Raw genomic sequence first — 16,289 nt, forward strand, 5'->3', positions numbered from 1 at the left:
CCGTCCGGCCCACGAGGGTGGGTGCGGGGTGGGTCGATCCGCGCACTCGGACCTCCCGGCAGCTCCCCGAAGGGGCGAATCCCGCCCGGTCGAAACGACCGGACGGGACTCGTGAACCGCCTCCGGATGATCCCGTGAACGGCTCCGCGCTGTCGCCGGGACGGCCGGTTCAGGGGGTTGTGGCTTCCCCGGCGGCTTCGCGGATCCTGGTACGGGTTTCGTCGGCCTGTTGCTGTATGCGCTGTTCGACGTGGGCGGGGACGCCCTGGTCGTGGAAGTGGGTGACGAGGGTGTCGAGGGTGGCTTCGGCGCGTTCGAGGTCGCCGGCCTTGGCGTGGACGGTCGCGAGGCGACGCAGGGCCGCGTTGAGGGTGAGGTTGTCGAGGCCGGTGTTCTGGTCGGTGCTGGAGGTGGCGATGGCTTCGGTCAGCTGGGTGACGGATGCGGTGATGTCGGGTTGGCGGATGTGGAGGCCGCTGTCGCCGATGGTCTGGAAATGGCGTCCGGCGTTGGCACCGCGGGCGAGTCGGGCGTAGGCGGCCAGCGGGTGGTCGCCGTGGCGTTCGATCAGTTCCTGGAGGGCGTCGTTGCCGGTGGTGAGGTGAGGGGCGTCGGAGCCGAGGAAGGCGAGGAGGGTGCCCTGGTCGTCGCCGGTGAGGAGTTCGCCGACCTCCTGGTCGGCGCGGTCGAGGGGGGTCCGGACGCGGAGGGTGCGGGTGGGGGAGACGGTGCGGGCGCCGTCGAGTCCGGTGTGGACGGCGGTGACCTGGTAGGTGCCGGGCTCGGCGAAGTACAGTCCGTCGCTGCCATAGCCGAGATAGACCGACTCGTAGACGGCCGGCTGGGCCTCGGTGAGAGTGACGGTCCGCTCCTCGGCCCCGTGTCCGGTGCAGGTGCGGGCTATGGGGCGGAAGGTGCGGGTGCGCCCGTAGGGGTCGGTGATGACGATGGTGGTGCGCTCGCCCTTCGGTCCGATCGCCCCGGTCACGGCCACGTCCCCCCGCACCCCGGTCCGGGAGAGCCTGAGTTCGGCCATGACCGGTTCGCCGTAGCCGAAGATCTGTTTTCCGCCCAGCGAGAGCGCCAGCCCGGGGTTCTCGGCGGCATCGGGGAGTACGACCGTGTGGGCCGCGTCGGCGCTGGTGAGCGCGTTGTGGGTGAGCGCGGAGTTGCCGCCGAAGATATTGCCGCCGGGGACGATGTGACGGTAGAAGCCATGACGGAGATGGCGAAGTTCGTCATCGGTGAAGGAGAGAGGGAAGTCCTGCCAGAAGTGCCCGGCCCCGGCGCGGTCGCCGTTGGCGTAGTAGGCCGGGTAGTTCATCCAGGAGAGGTCACCGTAGCCGTTGTTCGGCCCCAGCGGTCCCGGGGGTGTGCTCAGGTGCTTGTGGAAGGAATGGAAGAGATTGAAGACATGTCCGATCTCATGGACGTAGGTGAACAGCTCGAAGGCGTTACCGATGCTGTTGTCCTCCCGCAGCTTGCCGTTGAAGACGGCCATGCCCTGACGCTGACTGCCGGAGAAGTCGAACATGAGCCCGACCGCGGTGGGCGCTTCGAAGCAGCGGGTGGTGACGAAGGTCCATATCCGCCACTGTTCCGCGTCCCGGTGGAGGCTGAAGTTGGCGGTCATGGCGGCGTGCAACTCGGCGACGGACCAATGGAGGTCGTCGCCGGAGGTGTTGGCCACGGGGTTGACCTGGCCCGCGTTCTTCAGCTCGATACCGGCCTCGGCGTAGGCGGAGGCGATGGTCAGAACCCGCTTGCGGTAGTCGCGAGGCGTGTCGTGCCGCGCGGTGTCGTAGCTCTGGAAGACGGTCTCGCCCGCCAGCGCGTCGGTCTCCATCTCCACCGACCGCAGCGCCGCGCCACTGTAGTAGCAGGAGAACGCCAGTGACTGGCTGCCACCGGGGGCGGAGAGATGAATGACGGCGTTGCTGCCCTCCGGGCTGTTCACGGCCGTACGGGGCAGCGTGAGGTAGAGGTCCGTCCGGGCCGAGTTGTTCGCCCAGGAAAGCCCCGACTGGTAGAGGGCGTAAGTGCCGCTGCCGGGCAGGACGATCAGATCGGCGGTGGTACGGAAGGAGTCCGTGCAGGTGTCGCCGGTGAACAGATCGCCACTGACGATCCCCAGCGGCCGGTCACCCTCCAGATCGACCCGGAGCTCGATCCGCTGATCGCCGTTGGAGCCGCTCCAGCGGCCGGTGACCGGACGGTAGGGCGTACGGAACGGCTCCGGAAGCGCCGCCAGACCAGGCACCCCGAGCCCGTCCAGACCACCGGAGGCCAGGACACCGGTCTTCCAGTTCAGCAGGACCCCCCGGGTTCCCTTGATCAGCAGGCTCTGCCGGGTCCCGTCCGGCGCGGGCTTGTACGCCACGACATGATCCAGGTCCCGGCGGAACTCCTCCGGGAGCTGTGCCCAGCCGCCGCTGTCCGAGGCGTCCGGACCGTCGATGATCAGGGCCTCGCGCACCACCCCGGTGGACCAGTTCAGGGTGAGCACCCGCCCGCCCTTGAAGAAGTACGTCTGCCGCGCGCCGTCCGCCGCGTCGGGCGCCGGGAACAGGGCGTCGATCTGTGAGCGATAGCCGGCCGGGAGGGCGGTTCCCCAGTTCCCGAGCGCCGTCCACGGCCCCTCGCTCAGCGCGCGTCCCTGCTCCCAGTCGTACCACTCGACGCTGTCGCCCCAGAAGAACAGGCTCTGGAGGGGCTCTCCGGGGCGGGACAGCACCAGCCCGGAGTCGCTGTTGACCAGTCGGCGGACGTTGTGGAGCTTCGGTGCGATGGTGCTGAGCCGCTCCGAACTGATCAGACGCTGCTCGTTGATCAGAGCCCCGAATGTGCCCCGTCCGAACAGCAGCCGCCACTCGCCGCCGGCCGGGTACGTGTGGACCCAGCTGTAGCCCGTCGTCTTGAACCGTACGAAACCCATCGCGTGTTCTCCTCTCGAAGGCCGGGAAGCCCGGGGAAGAAACCAGTCGGGGCGGGAGTCTGACAGCGGCGCACCACCCCGAATACTCCGGAACAAGAGACATGTCCGGTTCAAGCGGGCGCCATCACACGGTCCGCCGGGCCGCCTACCTGCGGCGACGAACAGAGACCCGCCGCCGTCGCGCCCCCCGCACGCCCCCACCCGGCTTTGGCTTGACTCCGGACAGGACCGGGCCCTCCTCCAACCCGTAGTCCGGCCCGGCACACCCCCAGCGCGCTCGACCGGCTGGGGCTTCGCGCACTCATGACCCCCACTGGGGTTCGCGAGTGGCCGGATCGGCGCTCTGGCCGGTACCGGGACGAGGTCTCTACCGTGAACGGCGTATCTCCCCCTGCCCCGGTGCCACAGGGCCGGGGGCTTTCGCGCCCCGGGTCGCGGGGCCCGGTAGGCGGGAGGCCGCATGGCACAGTTCAAGAACCTCGAGGCGACGTTCGAGGCCCCGGAAGGCGAGCTCTACATCGCTCTGGCGTCCCGGCCGACGCTGGTGTGGGACATGCCGGGCTTCTCCACCGCGGTCGGCACGGTTCCCATCCTCTACACCCGTAACGGTGGAGCCAACCAGCGGTGGCGCTTCGAGGACGTCAACACCGGCACCATGTACACGTTCTTCCGGATCGTCAACGTCCACAGCGGCCTGACGCTCGCCTTCCAGCCGGACCGCACCATCGGCCAGCAGCCCCATCACACGGGCGTGAGCCAGGAACAGCGATGGGCCATGGGCTACCCGGGCTTCCACGGCAGTTCCTTCGACCCGGCCAAGCCCGCGCAGCCGCATCCCACCGGGTCCACGGGGATCCGCCTGCGTGTCCTGAGCCACGAGGGGCCCGAGGGCGGCCCCGTCGACGCGACCCCCGCCTCCTCCGGCACCCGGATCGCCCTCAGCCCATGGGCCACCTTCGAAACCGGCTGGACCTTCATCGCCGCGACCTGACCCGCCGCGCGGGCTCCTTCCGGCGCCCGGTGACGTCGGCGTTGTGCGTTCGTTCCGCGCTCGGAGGCGGCGCGGTGGCGCTGGACCTCGCGGAGCCTGAGACTCTGGTCGCAGTCGCCGCCGCGGCTGTACCGGATGATGCCCGCACCGGCCGCCTCGTCGCCATTCTCGACGTCGAACGCCGGAGACCGATGGTGTGATCGTGGACAGGCCCTCGGCAGCCGGCAGAGTGAGGAACGTCTGGCCGTACCTGGGGAGCGTTCCGCCCGGAACGGGAAAGGAACATCCCATGAGCACCCGGGACACCGCCGACGAGTTCATCGCGATCGCTTCCACATGTGCTTCGGCGAAGTCCCCGACCCGGCTGTGCCCGTTGCTTCGAGGTCTGCACTGCCCGGCTGTACGCCGGCGAGTCGTTCAGCAGGGTCGACGGGGACGACGTCTGGATCTACCGGGGTGCCTGCCTGGGGACCCCGGAGGCGTTCCGCGGCCGGGGGCCGCCCGCCCCTTCTGATGGTGTCCGTACCTCCGGCCGCATCCCCTCAGAGGTGCGGGTGAACCGTCCCCTCCTTCAGCACTCCACGTGGTGCGTCATCGGAAGAGATCGAGACAGGTGGTGCAGGCCAAAGCTGCAGCTCAGGCACCATTTGGTGTCGCTTCCCGCAGAGGACTATGGGGCCTGAGCGGCAAACGTGCGTCAAGTCACCCGGGAGGCTGCTGGGATTCCGGAGCCCGGTGCGGTGGCCGGTCCAGTGCGATCATCACTCTGCGTAGCGTGTTTCTCGGCTGGGCCGAGAGGCGGACGGTCTCGCCGAAGTAATCCTCATGCCGGACATATGGGCCCCTGGAGCGCGTTCTGTCCTGGGACGTCGGCTCCAATACCGTACTCCGGCGCATGGATATCGCGATGTGCCGGGTTCAGCGGAACGGCAGTCCACGCCTCGTGGTCGTCAATGGGGCGGATGGTCGGGAGAAGCGAACAGCAGCCCCGGAACGCCGACGGGGCACGTTCGGGAGAAGGGCAGTGGCAGAAGGATGACTCAGGAGGCGGACGGCTCGATCCCCCCAGCGAAAACGATGACCTGGTCGATGAGGCTCCGCCGCAGATGAACGACGTCCGTTCCGGCCAGGCGGGGGCCTCCGTCAGGCGTGGTGAAGACCCACTGGTACCGGGCCCACTCGTCAGGCATGTCCACCGCTGAGCAGCGCACCATCGTGCCGGTCCCCGCCGGGTGGCGCCGGATGTCCAGCACGAACCGCTCGACCGCCGCGATTCCCTCGCTGCGCCCCAACGGTCCCCAGAAGACCACGTCCGAGGTCAGGGCCTGGGAGAGCAGGGCAGCCACATAGCTGTCGTCCGAGGCGTTGAACGCGGAGATGAACGTGTCGATCGCGAAGTGTGCCGTCTCTTCCTGCATGCCCCAGTCATATCAGCCGTCGGTGTGCTCGCCCCGCGAGCCGACTTCCGAGCACGGTGAGCCATCCCATCCATCTCACCATCACCGCTTCTGTTTCTGAAGGCGGCCGCGGCCGGGCCCGAGGTGGCCCGTCGGGAGCAGCCGATGTGCACAGACCCCGCGGAGGTCCCTGCCATCCAGGGCCGGTCGGCCCACGCCCGAGGCCCCGCGGCCCCTCCAGTGCCGCGGCGCCTGAACCGAAGCTGGCACCAATACCTGCCGAGCAACGGCTCAGTCCCCTGGAGGACCCCATGTCCCGTACCGTCAACGTCGGGCTCGACGGATCGCCCGAGAGCCTTGCAGCCGCCGAGTGGGCGGCCTCGGAGGCCGCGCTGCGCGGCATGTCGCTGAAGCTGCTCTACGTCCGGGAGCCCGGGCCGCCGTCGGCCCGGGGCCTGTTCTTGGGAATCGACCCTCCGCGGCAGTGGGCCGACAAGTTCCTCGACGAGGCGGCCGAAAGCATCCGGGTGTGCCACCCCCGGATCCAGATCTCAGTGGAGCGGCGCAACGGGCGGCCCGGCGAGGCGCTGACGAATTCCGCGGGCGACGCCGCGCTGTTGGTCCTCGGATCGCGAGGGCTGAGCGGTTTCGCGGGATTCATCCTCGGTTCGGTGGGGCAGTCGGTCGTCGCACGGGCGGAGCTGCCCGTGGTCCTGGTCCGCGACGAGGCCGCGGCCGGCGGCACCTCGCGGGACGCTCGCCGGCCGGAGTGCTCGCGGCCGCCGGTCGTCCTCGGCCTCGACACGGACAGCCCCGACGACACGGTGCTGGAGTTCGCGTTCGAAGCCGCCTCCCGGCGCGATGTCGCCCTGCGGGTGCTCCACAGTTGGAAGCTCTCGCCGCACTACTACGTCTACGGCATCCCGGTGGTCCCCGCGCTCGACGCGGAGCTGGCCGCCCAGGAGGCCGAGGCGCTGGCCGGAGTGCTGCGCCCCTGGCGGGACCGGTTCCCCGGCGTCGAGGTGATCGAGGAGATCGAGTCGGGCAAGGCGGCCGATCACCTGGTACGCGCGTCCCGCCACGCGTCCCTGGTCGTGGTCGGCCGCCGCATCCGCCGTGCCGCGATCACCGGCCGTATCGGGCCTGTGACCCATGCGGTTCTGCACCATTCCACGGCCCCCGTCGCGGTCGTCGCGCACAAGTGACGACACCCGAGGCGCGCGAGCGCCAAGCCGGACCGCAGCCCCGGCCCAGCCGCTCAGCGCGCCCGGGAAAGCGGCTGATCCCCTTGACGCCCAACGGAGACACCCATGAAGCAGCCCCGCCACCGCGGCAGTGCACCGTCCGACGAGGAACTCCACGCGTTGGACGCCCACTGGCGGGCGGCGAACTACCTTGCCGCCGGTCAGATCTACCTGTTGTCGAATCCTCTGCTGACCGAGCCCCTTCGTCCGGAGCACATCAAACCGCGCCTGCTGGGCCACTGGGGCACCGCTCCCGGCCTCAACCTGGTCCACACCCATCTCAACCGGGTCATCAAGGCTCGCGGGCTCGACGCCCTGTGCATCTGGGGCCCCGGCCACGGCGGGCCCGCCGTGCTCGCCAACTCCTGGCTGGAAGGAAGCTACACCGAGGTCTACCCGGACGTGACCCGCGACGCTTCGGGCATGGAGAAGCTGTTCCGACAGTTCTCCTTCCCCGGTGGCGTGCCCAGCCATGTCGCGCCGGAGACGCCAGGATCGATCCACGAGGGCGGAGAACTCGGCTACGCCCTCGCCCACGCGTACGGGGCAGCGTTCGACAATCCCGACCTCTTGGTGGCCTGCGTCATCGGTGACGGAGAGGCGGAGACCGGTCCGCTCGCGGCGTCCTGGCACTCCAACAAATTCCTCGACCCCGTCCACGACGGAGCCGTGCTGCCGATCCTTCACCTGAACGGCTACAAGATCGCCAATCCTTCCGTCCTGTCCCGGCTGCCGCAGGGGGAACTGGACGCGCTGCTGCGCGGATACGGACACCTGCCCTTCTACGTCACCGGCGACGACCCCCTCCAGGTCCACCGTGCCCTCGCCGAGGTTCTCGACCAGGCCGTGGACCACATCGCGTTCATGCAGCGAACCGCTCGCCAGGAAGATGTCAGTGAGCGGGTGCGCTGGCCCGTCGTCGTATTGCGGACTCCGAAAGGCTGGACCGGGCCCGCCGAGGTCGATGGTGAACCGGTCGAGAACACCTGGCGCTCCCACCAGGTCCCGCTGGCGGGCGTGCGCGAGGACCCCGTCCACCTGGCGCAGCTGGAGGCATGGCTGCGTTCCTACCGGCCCGAGGAGTTGTTCGACGGCGACGGCCGGCCGGTCGCCGAGGTCCTGGCCTGTGTTCCCGAGGGCGGTCGGCGTCTCGGCGCCACGCCCCATGCCAACGGCGGACTGCTGACCCGGGATCTGCCTCTGCCGCCCCTCGAACCCTTTGCCGTGCCGGTCACCGAGCCGGGCGGGACGGACCACGAACCGACCCGGATCCTTGGCGCGTTCGTCGAGGAGGTCATGGAGGCCACCGCGGACCGACGTGACTTCAGGCTCGTGGGCCCCGACGAGACCGAGTCCAACCGGCTGGGAGCCGTTCTCGGGGCCACCGGCAAGGCTTGGCAGGCGGAGACCCTTCCGACCGACCGGCATCTGTCGCGGCACGGTCGGGTCATGGAGGTTCTCTCCGAGCACCTCTGCCAGGGCTGGCTGGAGGGCTACCTCCTCACCGGACGGCACGGACTCTTCTCCTGCTACGAAGCGTTCACCCACATCGTCGACTCCATGGTCAACCAGCACATCAAGTGGCTGAAGACATCCGGAGAACTGGCCTGGCGCGCTCCCGTCGGCTCCCTCAACTACCTCCTCACCTCGCACGTCTGGCGTCAGGACCACAACGGCTTCTCCCATCAGGACCCGGGCTTCGTCGACCACGTCCTCAACAAGAGCCCCGAAGTCGTCCGCGTCTACCTGCCCCCCGACGCCAACACCCTCCTCTGCGTGGCCGATCACGCTCTGCGCAGTCGTGACCGGGTCAACGTCATCGTCGCCGGGAAGCAACCCACGTTCGACTGGCTCTCCCTCGACGAAGCCAGGGTGCACTGCGCCCTCGGGGCGGGAGTCTGGGAATGGGCCGGGACGGAGAGCGGCTCCGACGGGCCGGACGTGGTGCTCGCCTGCGCCGGCGACGTAGCCACGCAGGAGATCCTGGCCGCGGCACAACTGCTCAGGCAGCACCTTCCGGAACTCCGCGTCAGGGTAGTGAACGTCGTCGACATCGCCCGGCTGACGCCCCCGCAGGAGCACCCCCACGGGATGAGCGACTCCGCCTACGACGCCCTGTTCACCACCGACACGCCGGTGATCTTCGCGTACCACGGATACCCCTGGCTCATCCACCGGCTCGCCTACCGCCGCACCGGCCACCCCCATCTCCACGTGCGCGGCTACAAGGAGGTGGGAACGACGACCACCCCCTTCGACATGGTCGTCAGCAACGACATGGACCGGTACCGGCTGGTCATGGACGTGATCGACCGCGTCCCCGGTCTCGGCAGCCGCGCGTCGACCGTCCGCCGCCTCATGTCGGACGCCCGCGCCCGTCACCACGTCTGGATCCGCGCACACGGCACCGACCTGCCCGAGGTCACCGACTGGACCTGGACAGGCTGAACCCCGACCTGCAAGGAGAACCCGCCATGACCGCACGTGTCGGTATCAACGGCTTCGGCCGGATCGGCCGCGCCTATCTGCGCGCGGCGCTCGAACGGGCCGAAGCGGCCACCCAATACGTGGAAGTGGTCGCCGTCAACGATCTCGCGCCGCCGGCGACCCTCGCACACCTGCTCCGCTACGACTCCACCTTCGGACGGCTCGGCCGGACCGTCACCCACGACGACGACTCCCTCACCGTCGACGGCACGCGTATCGCCGTCACCGCCGAACCCGACCCGGCGGCCATGTGCTGGGCCGACCACGGGGCCGACATCATCCTCGAGTCCACCGGCCGCTTCCGCGACCGCGAGTCCGCCTCGCTCCACCTCAAGTCAGGGGCCCACAAGGTCCTGCTCTCCGCTCCCGGCAAGGGCAGTGACGCCACGATCGTCATGGGCGTCAACGAAGACGCCTACGACCCCCACGGCGACCACGTCGTCTCGGCCGCCTCCTGCACCACCAACTGCGCGGCCCCGATGGCGAAAGTGCTCCACGAGACCTTTGGGATCGAACACGGCCTCCTGACGACCGTCCACGGCTACACCAACGACCAGGCCCTGCTCGACGGACCCCACAAGGACTTGCGCCGGGCCCGCTCCGCCGCCCTGAGCATCATCCCGACCAGCACGGGGGCCGCACGGGCCGTCGGCCTGGTCATCCCGGAACTCGCTGGGGCGCTGGACGGTGTGGCCGTCCGGGTACCCGTCGAGGACGGATCGCTCACCGACCTCACCCTGGTACTGAAGCGGAAGGCCACCGCCAAGGACGTCAACGCCGCGTTGAGCGAGGCCGCCGAGGGTCCGCTCAAGGGGGTACTACGAGTCTCCACGGACCCGATCGTCTCCCGTGACGTCATCGGCGACCCCGCGTCCTGCGTCGTCGACGCCGCCCTGACGCGGACACACGGCAACCTGGTGAAGGTCTTCGGCTGGTACGACAACGAGTGGGGGTACACCAACCGGCTGCTCGTCTCACCGCGCTGCTGGCCGACGGCTGATCCCCGGCCAGGTGGCCGCCCGCACCGCTGGCCGCCCCGCCCCCCGTGTCCGCGCTCCGGACCGGGGGGCGGAGTCCTGCCCGGCGGCAGTCCGCGCGGATACCGGGTGCCCGGGGAAAGCCGCTGTACGAATCCCCCCGCTTGAGCCTGCCGCGTGTCCCAACGAGCCACGGCCCCGGGCGTACGGTTCCCCGAACCGGTCGCGACGGCAGCGGTGGCAAAGGTGGCTGCGTTGGCTGTGGGCCAAGCGGGTGGTGGGAGCGGGACCATCAGCAGCCGGTCACTCGGAATCGGCGGCACCGACACGCACCGCGGAGGTCAGTCCGTCCTGTCGGGGCTCCGCCCGCCGACGAGCATCCGCCCGGTGACCAGTTCCGGCTCGATCCGTACGAAGACCTCCTGCGGCCAGCGCACCCAGGAGCGCGGCCCGTACCGGGTGAGGCGCTCGTGTACGACGGGGTCGGTGACCACGGCGGCGGGACCGGTGACGATGACGCTCCAGCCCGTGCCGGCGGCCATGTCGACCTCATCCGCCTCGAAGGCGACCACCGCGCCGCCGATGGCACGGACCAGCTCCGAGGCGGCGGACGTACACAGCACGACGGCACCGTCCGGTTCCAGCCGGAAGCCGACCGGCAGGACCGCGGGCAGCGCCTCCTTGGTGTGGACGATGCGGCCCACGACCGCCCTGGCCAGCAACCGCAGGCTCTCCTGCCGGTCGAGTTCGCGGAATCCGTCGTTGGGATACATGCCTGGTCGTCTCTCCGAGTGGGGTGTCGTGGCCCGAGCCGTCACGATCCCCGGTCGCCGACCGTCGAAGGCGACCTGCGGCACTTCCGTGCCGGCCCGGGTAAGGGAAGCCGCCGTCACGCCCGGGCCCCGCAGCCGAGCGAGCAGGCCGGGCCCGTCCCGTGCCGGCGAGGGCCCCCACCCGCAGGAACAGGCGGAGACTTCGCCGGCCTCATCCGGTCGGTTCGCTTGTCCATCCTGCCCAGCGCCGGTCCGGGCCGCTTGGGCCGGACGGCCTCAACGGAGCGCCGACCGGCCCCCGGCCGGTACCCGGGACGGGTACCGGCCGGGGGCCGGGGGCTCTTCGGATGGGGTCTGCCCCACCGGATGTGCTCAGCGCAGCCACGGGTGGGCGCGGACCGTGGAGAGCCGTGCCCAGCTTCGGCCGAGGCCCAGGGCGTCGCCCGCCGAGACGGCGGCGAGGGTGATGAGGACCGCGGCGTAGACGAGGTGGTAGTCGGCGAAGGGGTTTGTCGACATGCTCGGGGAGCCGTCCGACAGGTGCCGGGCCGGTGGCCACTCGGCTATCCACATCAGCGCCATCATCACGGTGCCCGCGACGGCCGCGAACCGCAGCGCCACCCCGGCGGCCAGGGCCAGGCCGATGCCGAGCAACCCCAGCATGAACAGCCAGTCCGCCCAGCTGTCGCCGGCCCAGGAGTGGAATGTGGACTCCATCGGTCCCACGGCGACGTGGCCGAGGAACCCCGCTGTGGGCGATCCGCCCTCGATCCAGCCCTTGCCGGACGGGGTGGCGTAGCCGAGGCCGAACGCCTTGTCGAGGAAAGCCCACAGGAAGACGAAACCGATGAGCAAGCGGACCGAGCCGAAGACGTAGGCCCGCGCGGCGCGCGTGCCGGTGTGCACCGCCTCGGCGGGCGTAAACTCGGGGCTGGTCTGATTCGATCGCGCGGACGGCCGCCGGAAGCCCGCGGTCCGGTGGGGGTGCTCGTGGGTGGTCATGGCGGTGATCCCTTCGAGAGGCGGTGCGGTTGCCTTCTGACACTCACTCTGGCGGCCGGGACCGGTACCGCGCCTGATGCCGATGGTCTGCTCCCGGGGTCCCGAGGGTCCTGACCGACCGGGACGTTCGGCAGCTCCGCGCGCGGGCGGGGCGCGGAGTATGGGCATCCGACCGTACTCCGCCCCCGTCGCCGGGTAGGACCGCGGGGCCACTCACCGCGGTACCCGGCGCGCGCCGAGGCCGTCGTGCGGAAGGCAGTACGCCTTTGCACGACGGCCTCGGCCGGTCACTTCGGTCATCTCGGGCCCGCTGCCCGGCCGCGGTCAGCCGTAGTAGGCCGCGCGCATGATGTTCTCCATGTCGTCCAGCATCGGCATACGGGGGTTGGCCGGCGCGCACTGGTCCTCGAAGGCGTTGAGGGCCTGCTGGGGCAGGGCGTCGAGGAAGGCCGGTTCGTCGACGCCCAGCGCCTTGAAGGTCGGCTCGATGTTGACGGCCTCCCGCAGGCGCTCGACGGCTGCGGCGAGCGATTCCACGCCCTCGGCAGGTGTGGCCGAGGGCAGGCCGACGGCCCGCGCGATGTCCTGGAAGCGCTCGGGAGCGCGGTAGTCCTCGTACTTGGGCCAGCCGGTGAGCTTGGCCGGGACCGTGCCGTTGTAGCGGATCACGTGGGGGAGCAGAACCGCGTTCGTGCGGCCGTGCGCGATGTGGAAGGCGGCTCCGAGAGTGTGGGACATCGCATGGACGATGCCGAGGAAGGCGTTGCCGAAGGCCATGCCTGCGATGGTGCCCGCGTTGTGCATCTTCTCCCGGGCCCTCGCCGACTCGTCGCGGTCGTTGACCGCCGCTTCCAGATGATCGAAGACCAGACGGATCGCGTGCAGCGCGAGGCCGTCGGTGAAGTCGCTGGCGTAGACGGACACATACGCCTCGATGGCGTGCGTGAGCGCGTCGAAGCCGCTGTCGGCGGCCAGCGCCGGTGGCAGGGCAATGGTGAGAAGGGGATCGACGACGGCCACGCTGGGGGTGAGGGCGTAGTCCGCCAGCGGGTACTTCCGGCCGGTTGCCGGGTCGGAGATGACGGCGAACGGGGTGACCTCGGCGCCGGTCCCGGAGGTGGTGGGAACGCACACCAGGCGGGCCAGTTGGCCCAGGGCCGGGAAGCGGAAGGCGCGCTTGCGAATGTCGGAGAACTTGTGCCGCATGTCGGCGAAGTCCACGTCCTTTCCCTGGGCCTGCTGCTCGTACAGCAGCCACATCACCTTGGCGGCGTCCATGGGCGATCCGCCGCCTAGGGCGATGATCGTGTCCGGACGGAAGTCCCGCATCAGGCCGGCGCCGTACCGCACGGAGTCGATACTGGGTTCGGGCCGGACGTTGTCGATGATCTGGAGGGTGACCGGTTCTCGGCGCTGTTGCAGGACGCGGGTGACGCGGTCGACGAAGCCGAGGCGGGTCATGGTGGCGTCGGTGACGATCGTGACGCGGTGGACATCCGGCATGGCGGTGAGGTAGCGGATCGCCTGCGGCTCGAAGTAGATCTTCGGCGGGACCTTGAACCACTGCAGGTTGTTGCGGCGGGTGGAGACCCGCTTGACGTTGAGCAGCTGTGCGGCGGACACGTTGTCGGATACCGAAGTGCTGCCCCAGGAGCCGCAACCCAGGGTCAAGGACGGCAACAGGCTGTTGTAGATGCCGCCGATCGCGCCCTGGGACGAGGGGGAGTTCACGATGACGCGAACGGTCTTCATCCGCATGCCGTACGCCTCCGCCATGGCGGGGTCCTCGGTGTGGATGACGGCGCTGTGGCCCTGGCCGTGGAACGCGACCAGGTCCGCGGCGAGAGCGAAACCCTCGTGCTCGTCCCCGGCGCGCAGGACGACGAGCACCGGGCAGAGCTTCTCCCGGGTCAGGGGCTCGTCCGGGCCGATCCGGTCGGCCTCGACCAGAATGAGCGTGGTGTCGTCGGGGACGCTGAACCCGGCCCGCTCGGCGATCCACGCCGGGCTCCGGCCGACGGCGGCCGAGTTGACCTTCGGCTCGCAGCCTCCGCCGGACACGCCCGCCGAGGGGAAGAGGAAGTTCTCCAGCTTCGCCTTCTCCTGCGGGGTGGCCAGGTGTGCGTGCAGGGTACGGAACTCGGCCAGCACCGCGTCGTAGATCTCGTCGTCGAGGATGACGGCCTGCTCGGAGGCACAGATCATGCCGTTGTCGAACGACTTGGAGAGCACCAGGTCGTTGACGGCCTGCCGTAGCTTCGCGCTCTTGTGTACATAGGCGGGGACATTGCCGGCGCCCACGCCGAGGGCGGGCTTCCCGGCCGAGTAGGCGGCCTTGACCAGGGCGTTGCCGCCTGTGGCGAGGATGAGGGAGACGCCCGGGTGGTGCATCAGGGCGCGGGTGGCCTCGATGGACGGCGTCTCGACCCACTGGATGCACTGCTCGGGCGCTCCCGCCGCCACGGCGGCGTCCCGCACGATCCGGGCCGCTTCGGCGCTGCAGCGCTGGGCGGAGGGGTGGAAGGCGAACACGACCGGGTTGCGGGTCTTCAGCGCCATCAGCGCCTTGAAGATCGTGGTGGAGGTCGGATTGGTGACGGGTGTCACCGCGGCCAGCACACCCACCGGCTCCGCGATCTCGACCATGTCCTCGATGTCGTCCCGGGCGATGACCCCGACGGTCTTCATGGGGCTCATGCTGTGCGTGACGTGCTCGCACGCGAACATGTTCTTGGCCGCCTTGTCCTCGAAGACGCCCCTGCCGGTCTCCTTCACCGCCAGGCGGGCCAGCCAGGTGTGCTGGTCCAGCGCGGCGACCGACGCCTTCGCGACGATGTGGTCGACCTGCTCCTGGGTGAGGTTCTCGTATTCGGCGAGCGCCGTGAGACCGGCCGTGACCAGACGGTCCACGGCGGTCGCGGTGCCGTCGGTGCCGCTCAGGGCCCTGGATCGCGAGTCCTGTCGGGTCATGGTGGTTCGCCTCCGTTGTCAGGGGTCGCCGTCGGTCTGCGGCGGTGCCGGCGAGCGGCGGCTCGGGGGCGGTGCCGCTCCCTGACCTCACTGTCCCGCGGAGCCGGGTGCCGCGGCAGGCGCCGAAGGGCCCCCTTCCGCTCCGTGCGGTCCGGACCGGGAGGGCCGGTCGGCCCTGAGACGCGGTCGGTCCTGGAGGAGTTCTCGGCGGGGCCGGTCCCGTGTTCCGGCGCCTGGCTGCGCGCAGTCGTCGACGACGAAGGCCAGGCAGTTCACCACGCCGGTCACTCCTTCCAGGCGCCAGGCAGCGCGGATGGCTTCCGGGACGTGACTGCGCAGTTCCACACGGCCGTTGAGGGTGACGACGCCGTCGCGGACTCTGACGACCACCGCGTCGGGCGGCAACCCCAGAGCACCGGTGATGATCTCCTCGGTGACCTGCCGGCGGATCTCGTCGTCCGCGCGCAGGAAGACGCTGAGGAGATCGCGGCGGGTAGCGATGCCGATGAGCCGGTCCTCCTCGTCGACCACGGGCAGCCGCTCCACGTCGCGGCGCGCCATCAACCGCGCCACGTCCGGAACGGACTGCTCCGGGTGCACGGTGATCGCGGGGCTCGACATGATGTCCGCCGCGATGACACCGCGGCCCGGGGCGGGGCCGCTCCACGTCGCCTCGGAACGCACCAGGTCGCTACCGGAAAGCACGCCGAGGACCTTGTCGTCGTCATCGACCACCGGCACTCCGCTGATCTGGTGGACATCGAGCAGCCGCACGATCTCCATGAACGTTGTCGTCCGGCGCGCCCGCACGACATTCCTGGTCATCACTTCACCGACGGTGCGACAGTTCATGTTGTTCTCTCCCTTCTTTTCACGGGCAGCCCGGGCCGCGCCCGGGCAGGGGGAGCACGTCAGGTCCGGCCGGCTGCGCCGGGAGTCCGACGGCGCGCGCCTTTCGCTGGGGCCCGCCGCGCCACGGCGGCGGCCCGGCGGCACCCCGGACCCCGGACGGCGCTCGCTGCGCGGCCGGCCCTGGAGCCGGTCCGCGAGTTCGGTCGCACTCGCCTCGTGGCGTGGACGACCACCGGCTCGCTGCCGATCCGGATCTCGGCGCCCGCGGACCACGGCGGCTCGATGTGGCGGCGGGGACCCTGACGAGGCGCGCCTCGCCGCTCACGAACGGAAGCCGGGGACGGTTCAGCGCGGCGCCGACGTTCGCCCTGAGGTACGTGACAGACTCCTCGTCCACGTCGCCGTCCGCGCGCCCCGGCACCGTGGCGGCGATCCACCGGGTATCGGTCTCTTCGACGGCCCCCTCGGCGGGGTACTGGGCAGCCATGCGCTTCACTCCTTGGTGATTGTCCGGCCGGGATTCAAGGCTTCTGCGTCTCCCCGCCCCGGCCCAGGGGCCGCCGGCCCCCGGAACCAGGGCGGTGGGCCCTTCGCACGTCACCTGTTGGCACTCTCCTCGGTCTCCTCCAGCAACGGCCCGGCCCGCCTTCGGCCGCGCTAC

Annotated in this window: 10 protein-coding genes; 4 read left to right on the top strand and 6 right to left on the bottom strand. The window is 70.2% G+C overall.

The annotated features are described in order from the left end of the window. Window positions 1-169: 169 nt before the first annotated feature. Window positions 170-2,935, bottom strand: a complete 2,766-nt coding sequence (locus tag ABZ714_RS07305; RefSeq protein ID WP_358824173.1) for a hypothetical protein — start codon at window positions 2,933-2,935, stop codon at window positions 170-172. A 460-nt stretch (window positions 2,936-3,395) separates the two neighbouring features. Between ABZ714_RS07305 and ABZ714_RS07310 the strand changes: the two genes are divergently transcribed. Beyond that, window positions 3,396-3,926 carry an RICIN domain-containing protein gene (locus tag ABZ714_RS07310; protein WP_358824174.1) on the top strand — a complete coding sequence of 177 codons (531 nt, stop codon included), beginning with the start codon at window positions 3,396-3,398 and terminating at the stop codon, window positions 3,924-3,926. Between the two features lie 1,040 nt (window positions 3,927-4,966). On the opposite strand, the gene ABZ714_RS07315 is transcribed toward ABZ714_RS07310, so the two are convergent. Continuing rightward, on the bottom strand, window positions 4,967-5,344 hold the full coding sequence (locus ABZ714_RS07315; protein WP_358824175.1) for a nuclear transport factor 2 family protein: 378 nt from the start codon (window positions 5,342-5,344) through the stop codon (window positions 4,967-4,969). Between the two features lie 290 nt (window positions 5,345-5,634). Between ABZ714_RS07315 and ABZ714_RS07320 the strand changes: the two genes are divergently transcribed. The 3 genes from ABZ714_RS07320 (at window position 5,635) to gap (ending at window position 10,199) form a co-directional block, all read left to right on the top strand. Continuing rightward, window positions 5,635-6,528: a universal stress protein gene (locus tag ABZ714_RS07320; protein WP_358824176.1), complete on the top strand. Its 894-nt coding sequence runs from the start codon at window positions 5,635-5,637 to the stop codon at window positions 6,526-6,528. 105 nt (window positions 6,529-6,633) lie between these two features. Beyond that, on the top strand, window positions 6,634-9,015 hold the full coding sequence (locus tag ABZ714_RS07325; protein WP_358824177.1) for a phosphoketolase family protein: 2,382 nt from the start codon (window positions 6,634-6,636) through the stop codon (window positions 9,013-9,015). Between the two features lie 26 nt (window positions 9,016-9,041). Further along, complete coding sequence (gap, locus tag ABZ714_RS07330) at window positions 9,042-10,199, top strand: type I glyceraldehyde-3-phosphate dehydrogenase (protein WP_358824178.1); 1,158 nt, start codon at window positions 9,042-9,044, stop codon at window positions 10,197-10,199. Between the two features lie 173 nt (window positions 10,200-10,372). Here gap and ABZ714_RS07335 read toward each other — a convergent pair whose 3' ends face one another. The 4 genes from ABZ714_RS07335 to ABZ714_RS07350 all read right to left on the bottom strand — a co-directional run bounded on the left by ABZ714_RS07335 (window position 10,373) and on the right by ABZ714_RS07350 (window position 15,601). Then, on the bottom strand, window positions 10,373-10,804 hold the full coding sequence (locus ABZ714_RS07335) for a pyridoxamine 5'-phosphate oxidase family protein (RefSeq protein ID WP_358824179.1): 432 nt from the start codon (window positions 10,802-10,804) through the stop codon (window positions 10,373-10,375). Window positions 10,805-11,176: 372 nt separating this feature from the next. Continuing rightward, window positions 11,177-11,806 (bottom strand): hypothetical protein, encoded by a 630-nt coding sequence (locus ABZ714_RS07340; protein WP_358824180.1) that lies wholly within the window; start codon window positions 11,804-11,806, stop codon window positions 11,177-11,179. A 324-nt stretch (window positions 11,807-12,130) separates the two neighbouring features. After that, the gene (adhE, locus tag ABZ714_RS07345; protein WP_358824181.1) at window positions 12,131-14,776 is read right to left on the bottom strand and encodes a bifunctional acetaldehyde-CoA/alcohol dehydrogenase; all 2,646 of its coding nucleotides are present in this window, start codon (window positions 14,774-14,776) and stop codon (window positions 12,131-12,133) included. An 87-nt stretch (window positions 14,777-14,863) separates the two neighbouring features. Then, window positions 14,864-15,601: a CBS domain-containing protein gene (locus ABZ714_RS07350; protein ID WP_358824182.1), complete on the bottom strand. Its 738-nt coding sequence runs from the start codon at window positions 15,599-15,601 to the stop codon at window positions 14,864-14,866. Window positions 15,602-16,289: the final 688 nt, after the last annotated feature.

This window comes from Streptomyces sp. NPDC006798 (assembly GCF_040635975.1).
Lineage (GTDB): Bacteria > Actinomycetota > Actinomycetes > Streptomycetales > Streptomycetaceae > Streptomyces.

Excerpts from the sequence above, each read along its gene's own strand:
- adhE (WP_358824181.1), bottom strand. The coding sequence starts at position 14,776 with ATGACCCGACAGGACTCGCGATCCAGGGCCCTGAGCGGCACCGACGGC.
- ABZ714_RS07320 (WP_358824176.1), top strand. The coding sequence starts at position 5,635 with ATGTCCCGTACCGTCAACGTCGGGCTCGACGGATCGCCCGAGAGCCTT.
- ABZ714_RS07305 (WP_358824173.1), bottom strand. The coding sequence starts at position 2,935 with ATGGGTTTCGTACGGTTCAAGACGACGGGCTACAGCTGGGTCCACACG.
- ABZ714_RS07350 (WP_358824182.1), bottom strand. The coding sequence starts at position 15,601 with ATGACCAGGAATGTCGTGCGGGCGCGCCGGACGACAACGTTCATGGAG.
- ABZ714_RS07335 (WP_358824179.1), bottom strand. The coding sequence starts at position 10,804 with ATGTATCCCAACGACGGATTCCGCGAACTCGACCGGCAGGAGAGCCTG.
- ABZ714_RS07315 (WP_358824175.1), bottom strand. The coding sequence starts at position 5,344 with ATGCAGGAAGAGACGGCACACTTCGCGATCGACACGTTCATCTCCGCG.
- gap (WP_358824178.1), top strand. The coding sequence starts at position 9,042 with ATGACCGCACGTGTCGGTATCAACGGCTTCGGCCGGATCGGCCGCGCC.
- ABZ714_RS07340 (WP_358824180.1), bottom strand. The coding sequence starts at position 11,806 with ATGACCACCCACGAGCACCCCCACCGGACCGCGGGCTTCCGGCGGCCG.
- ABZ714_RS07310 (WP_358824174.1), top strand. The coding sequence starts at position 3,396 with ATGGCACAGTTCAAGAACCTCGAGGCGACGTTCGAGGCCCCGGAAGGC.
- ABZ714_RS07325 (WP_358824177.1), top strand. The coding sequence starts at position 6,634 with ATGAAGCAGCCCCGCCACCGCGGCAGTGCACCGTCCGACGAGGAACTC.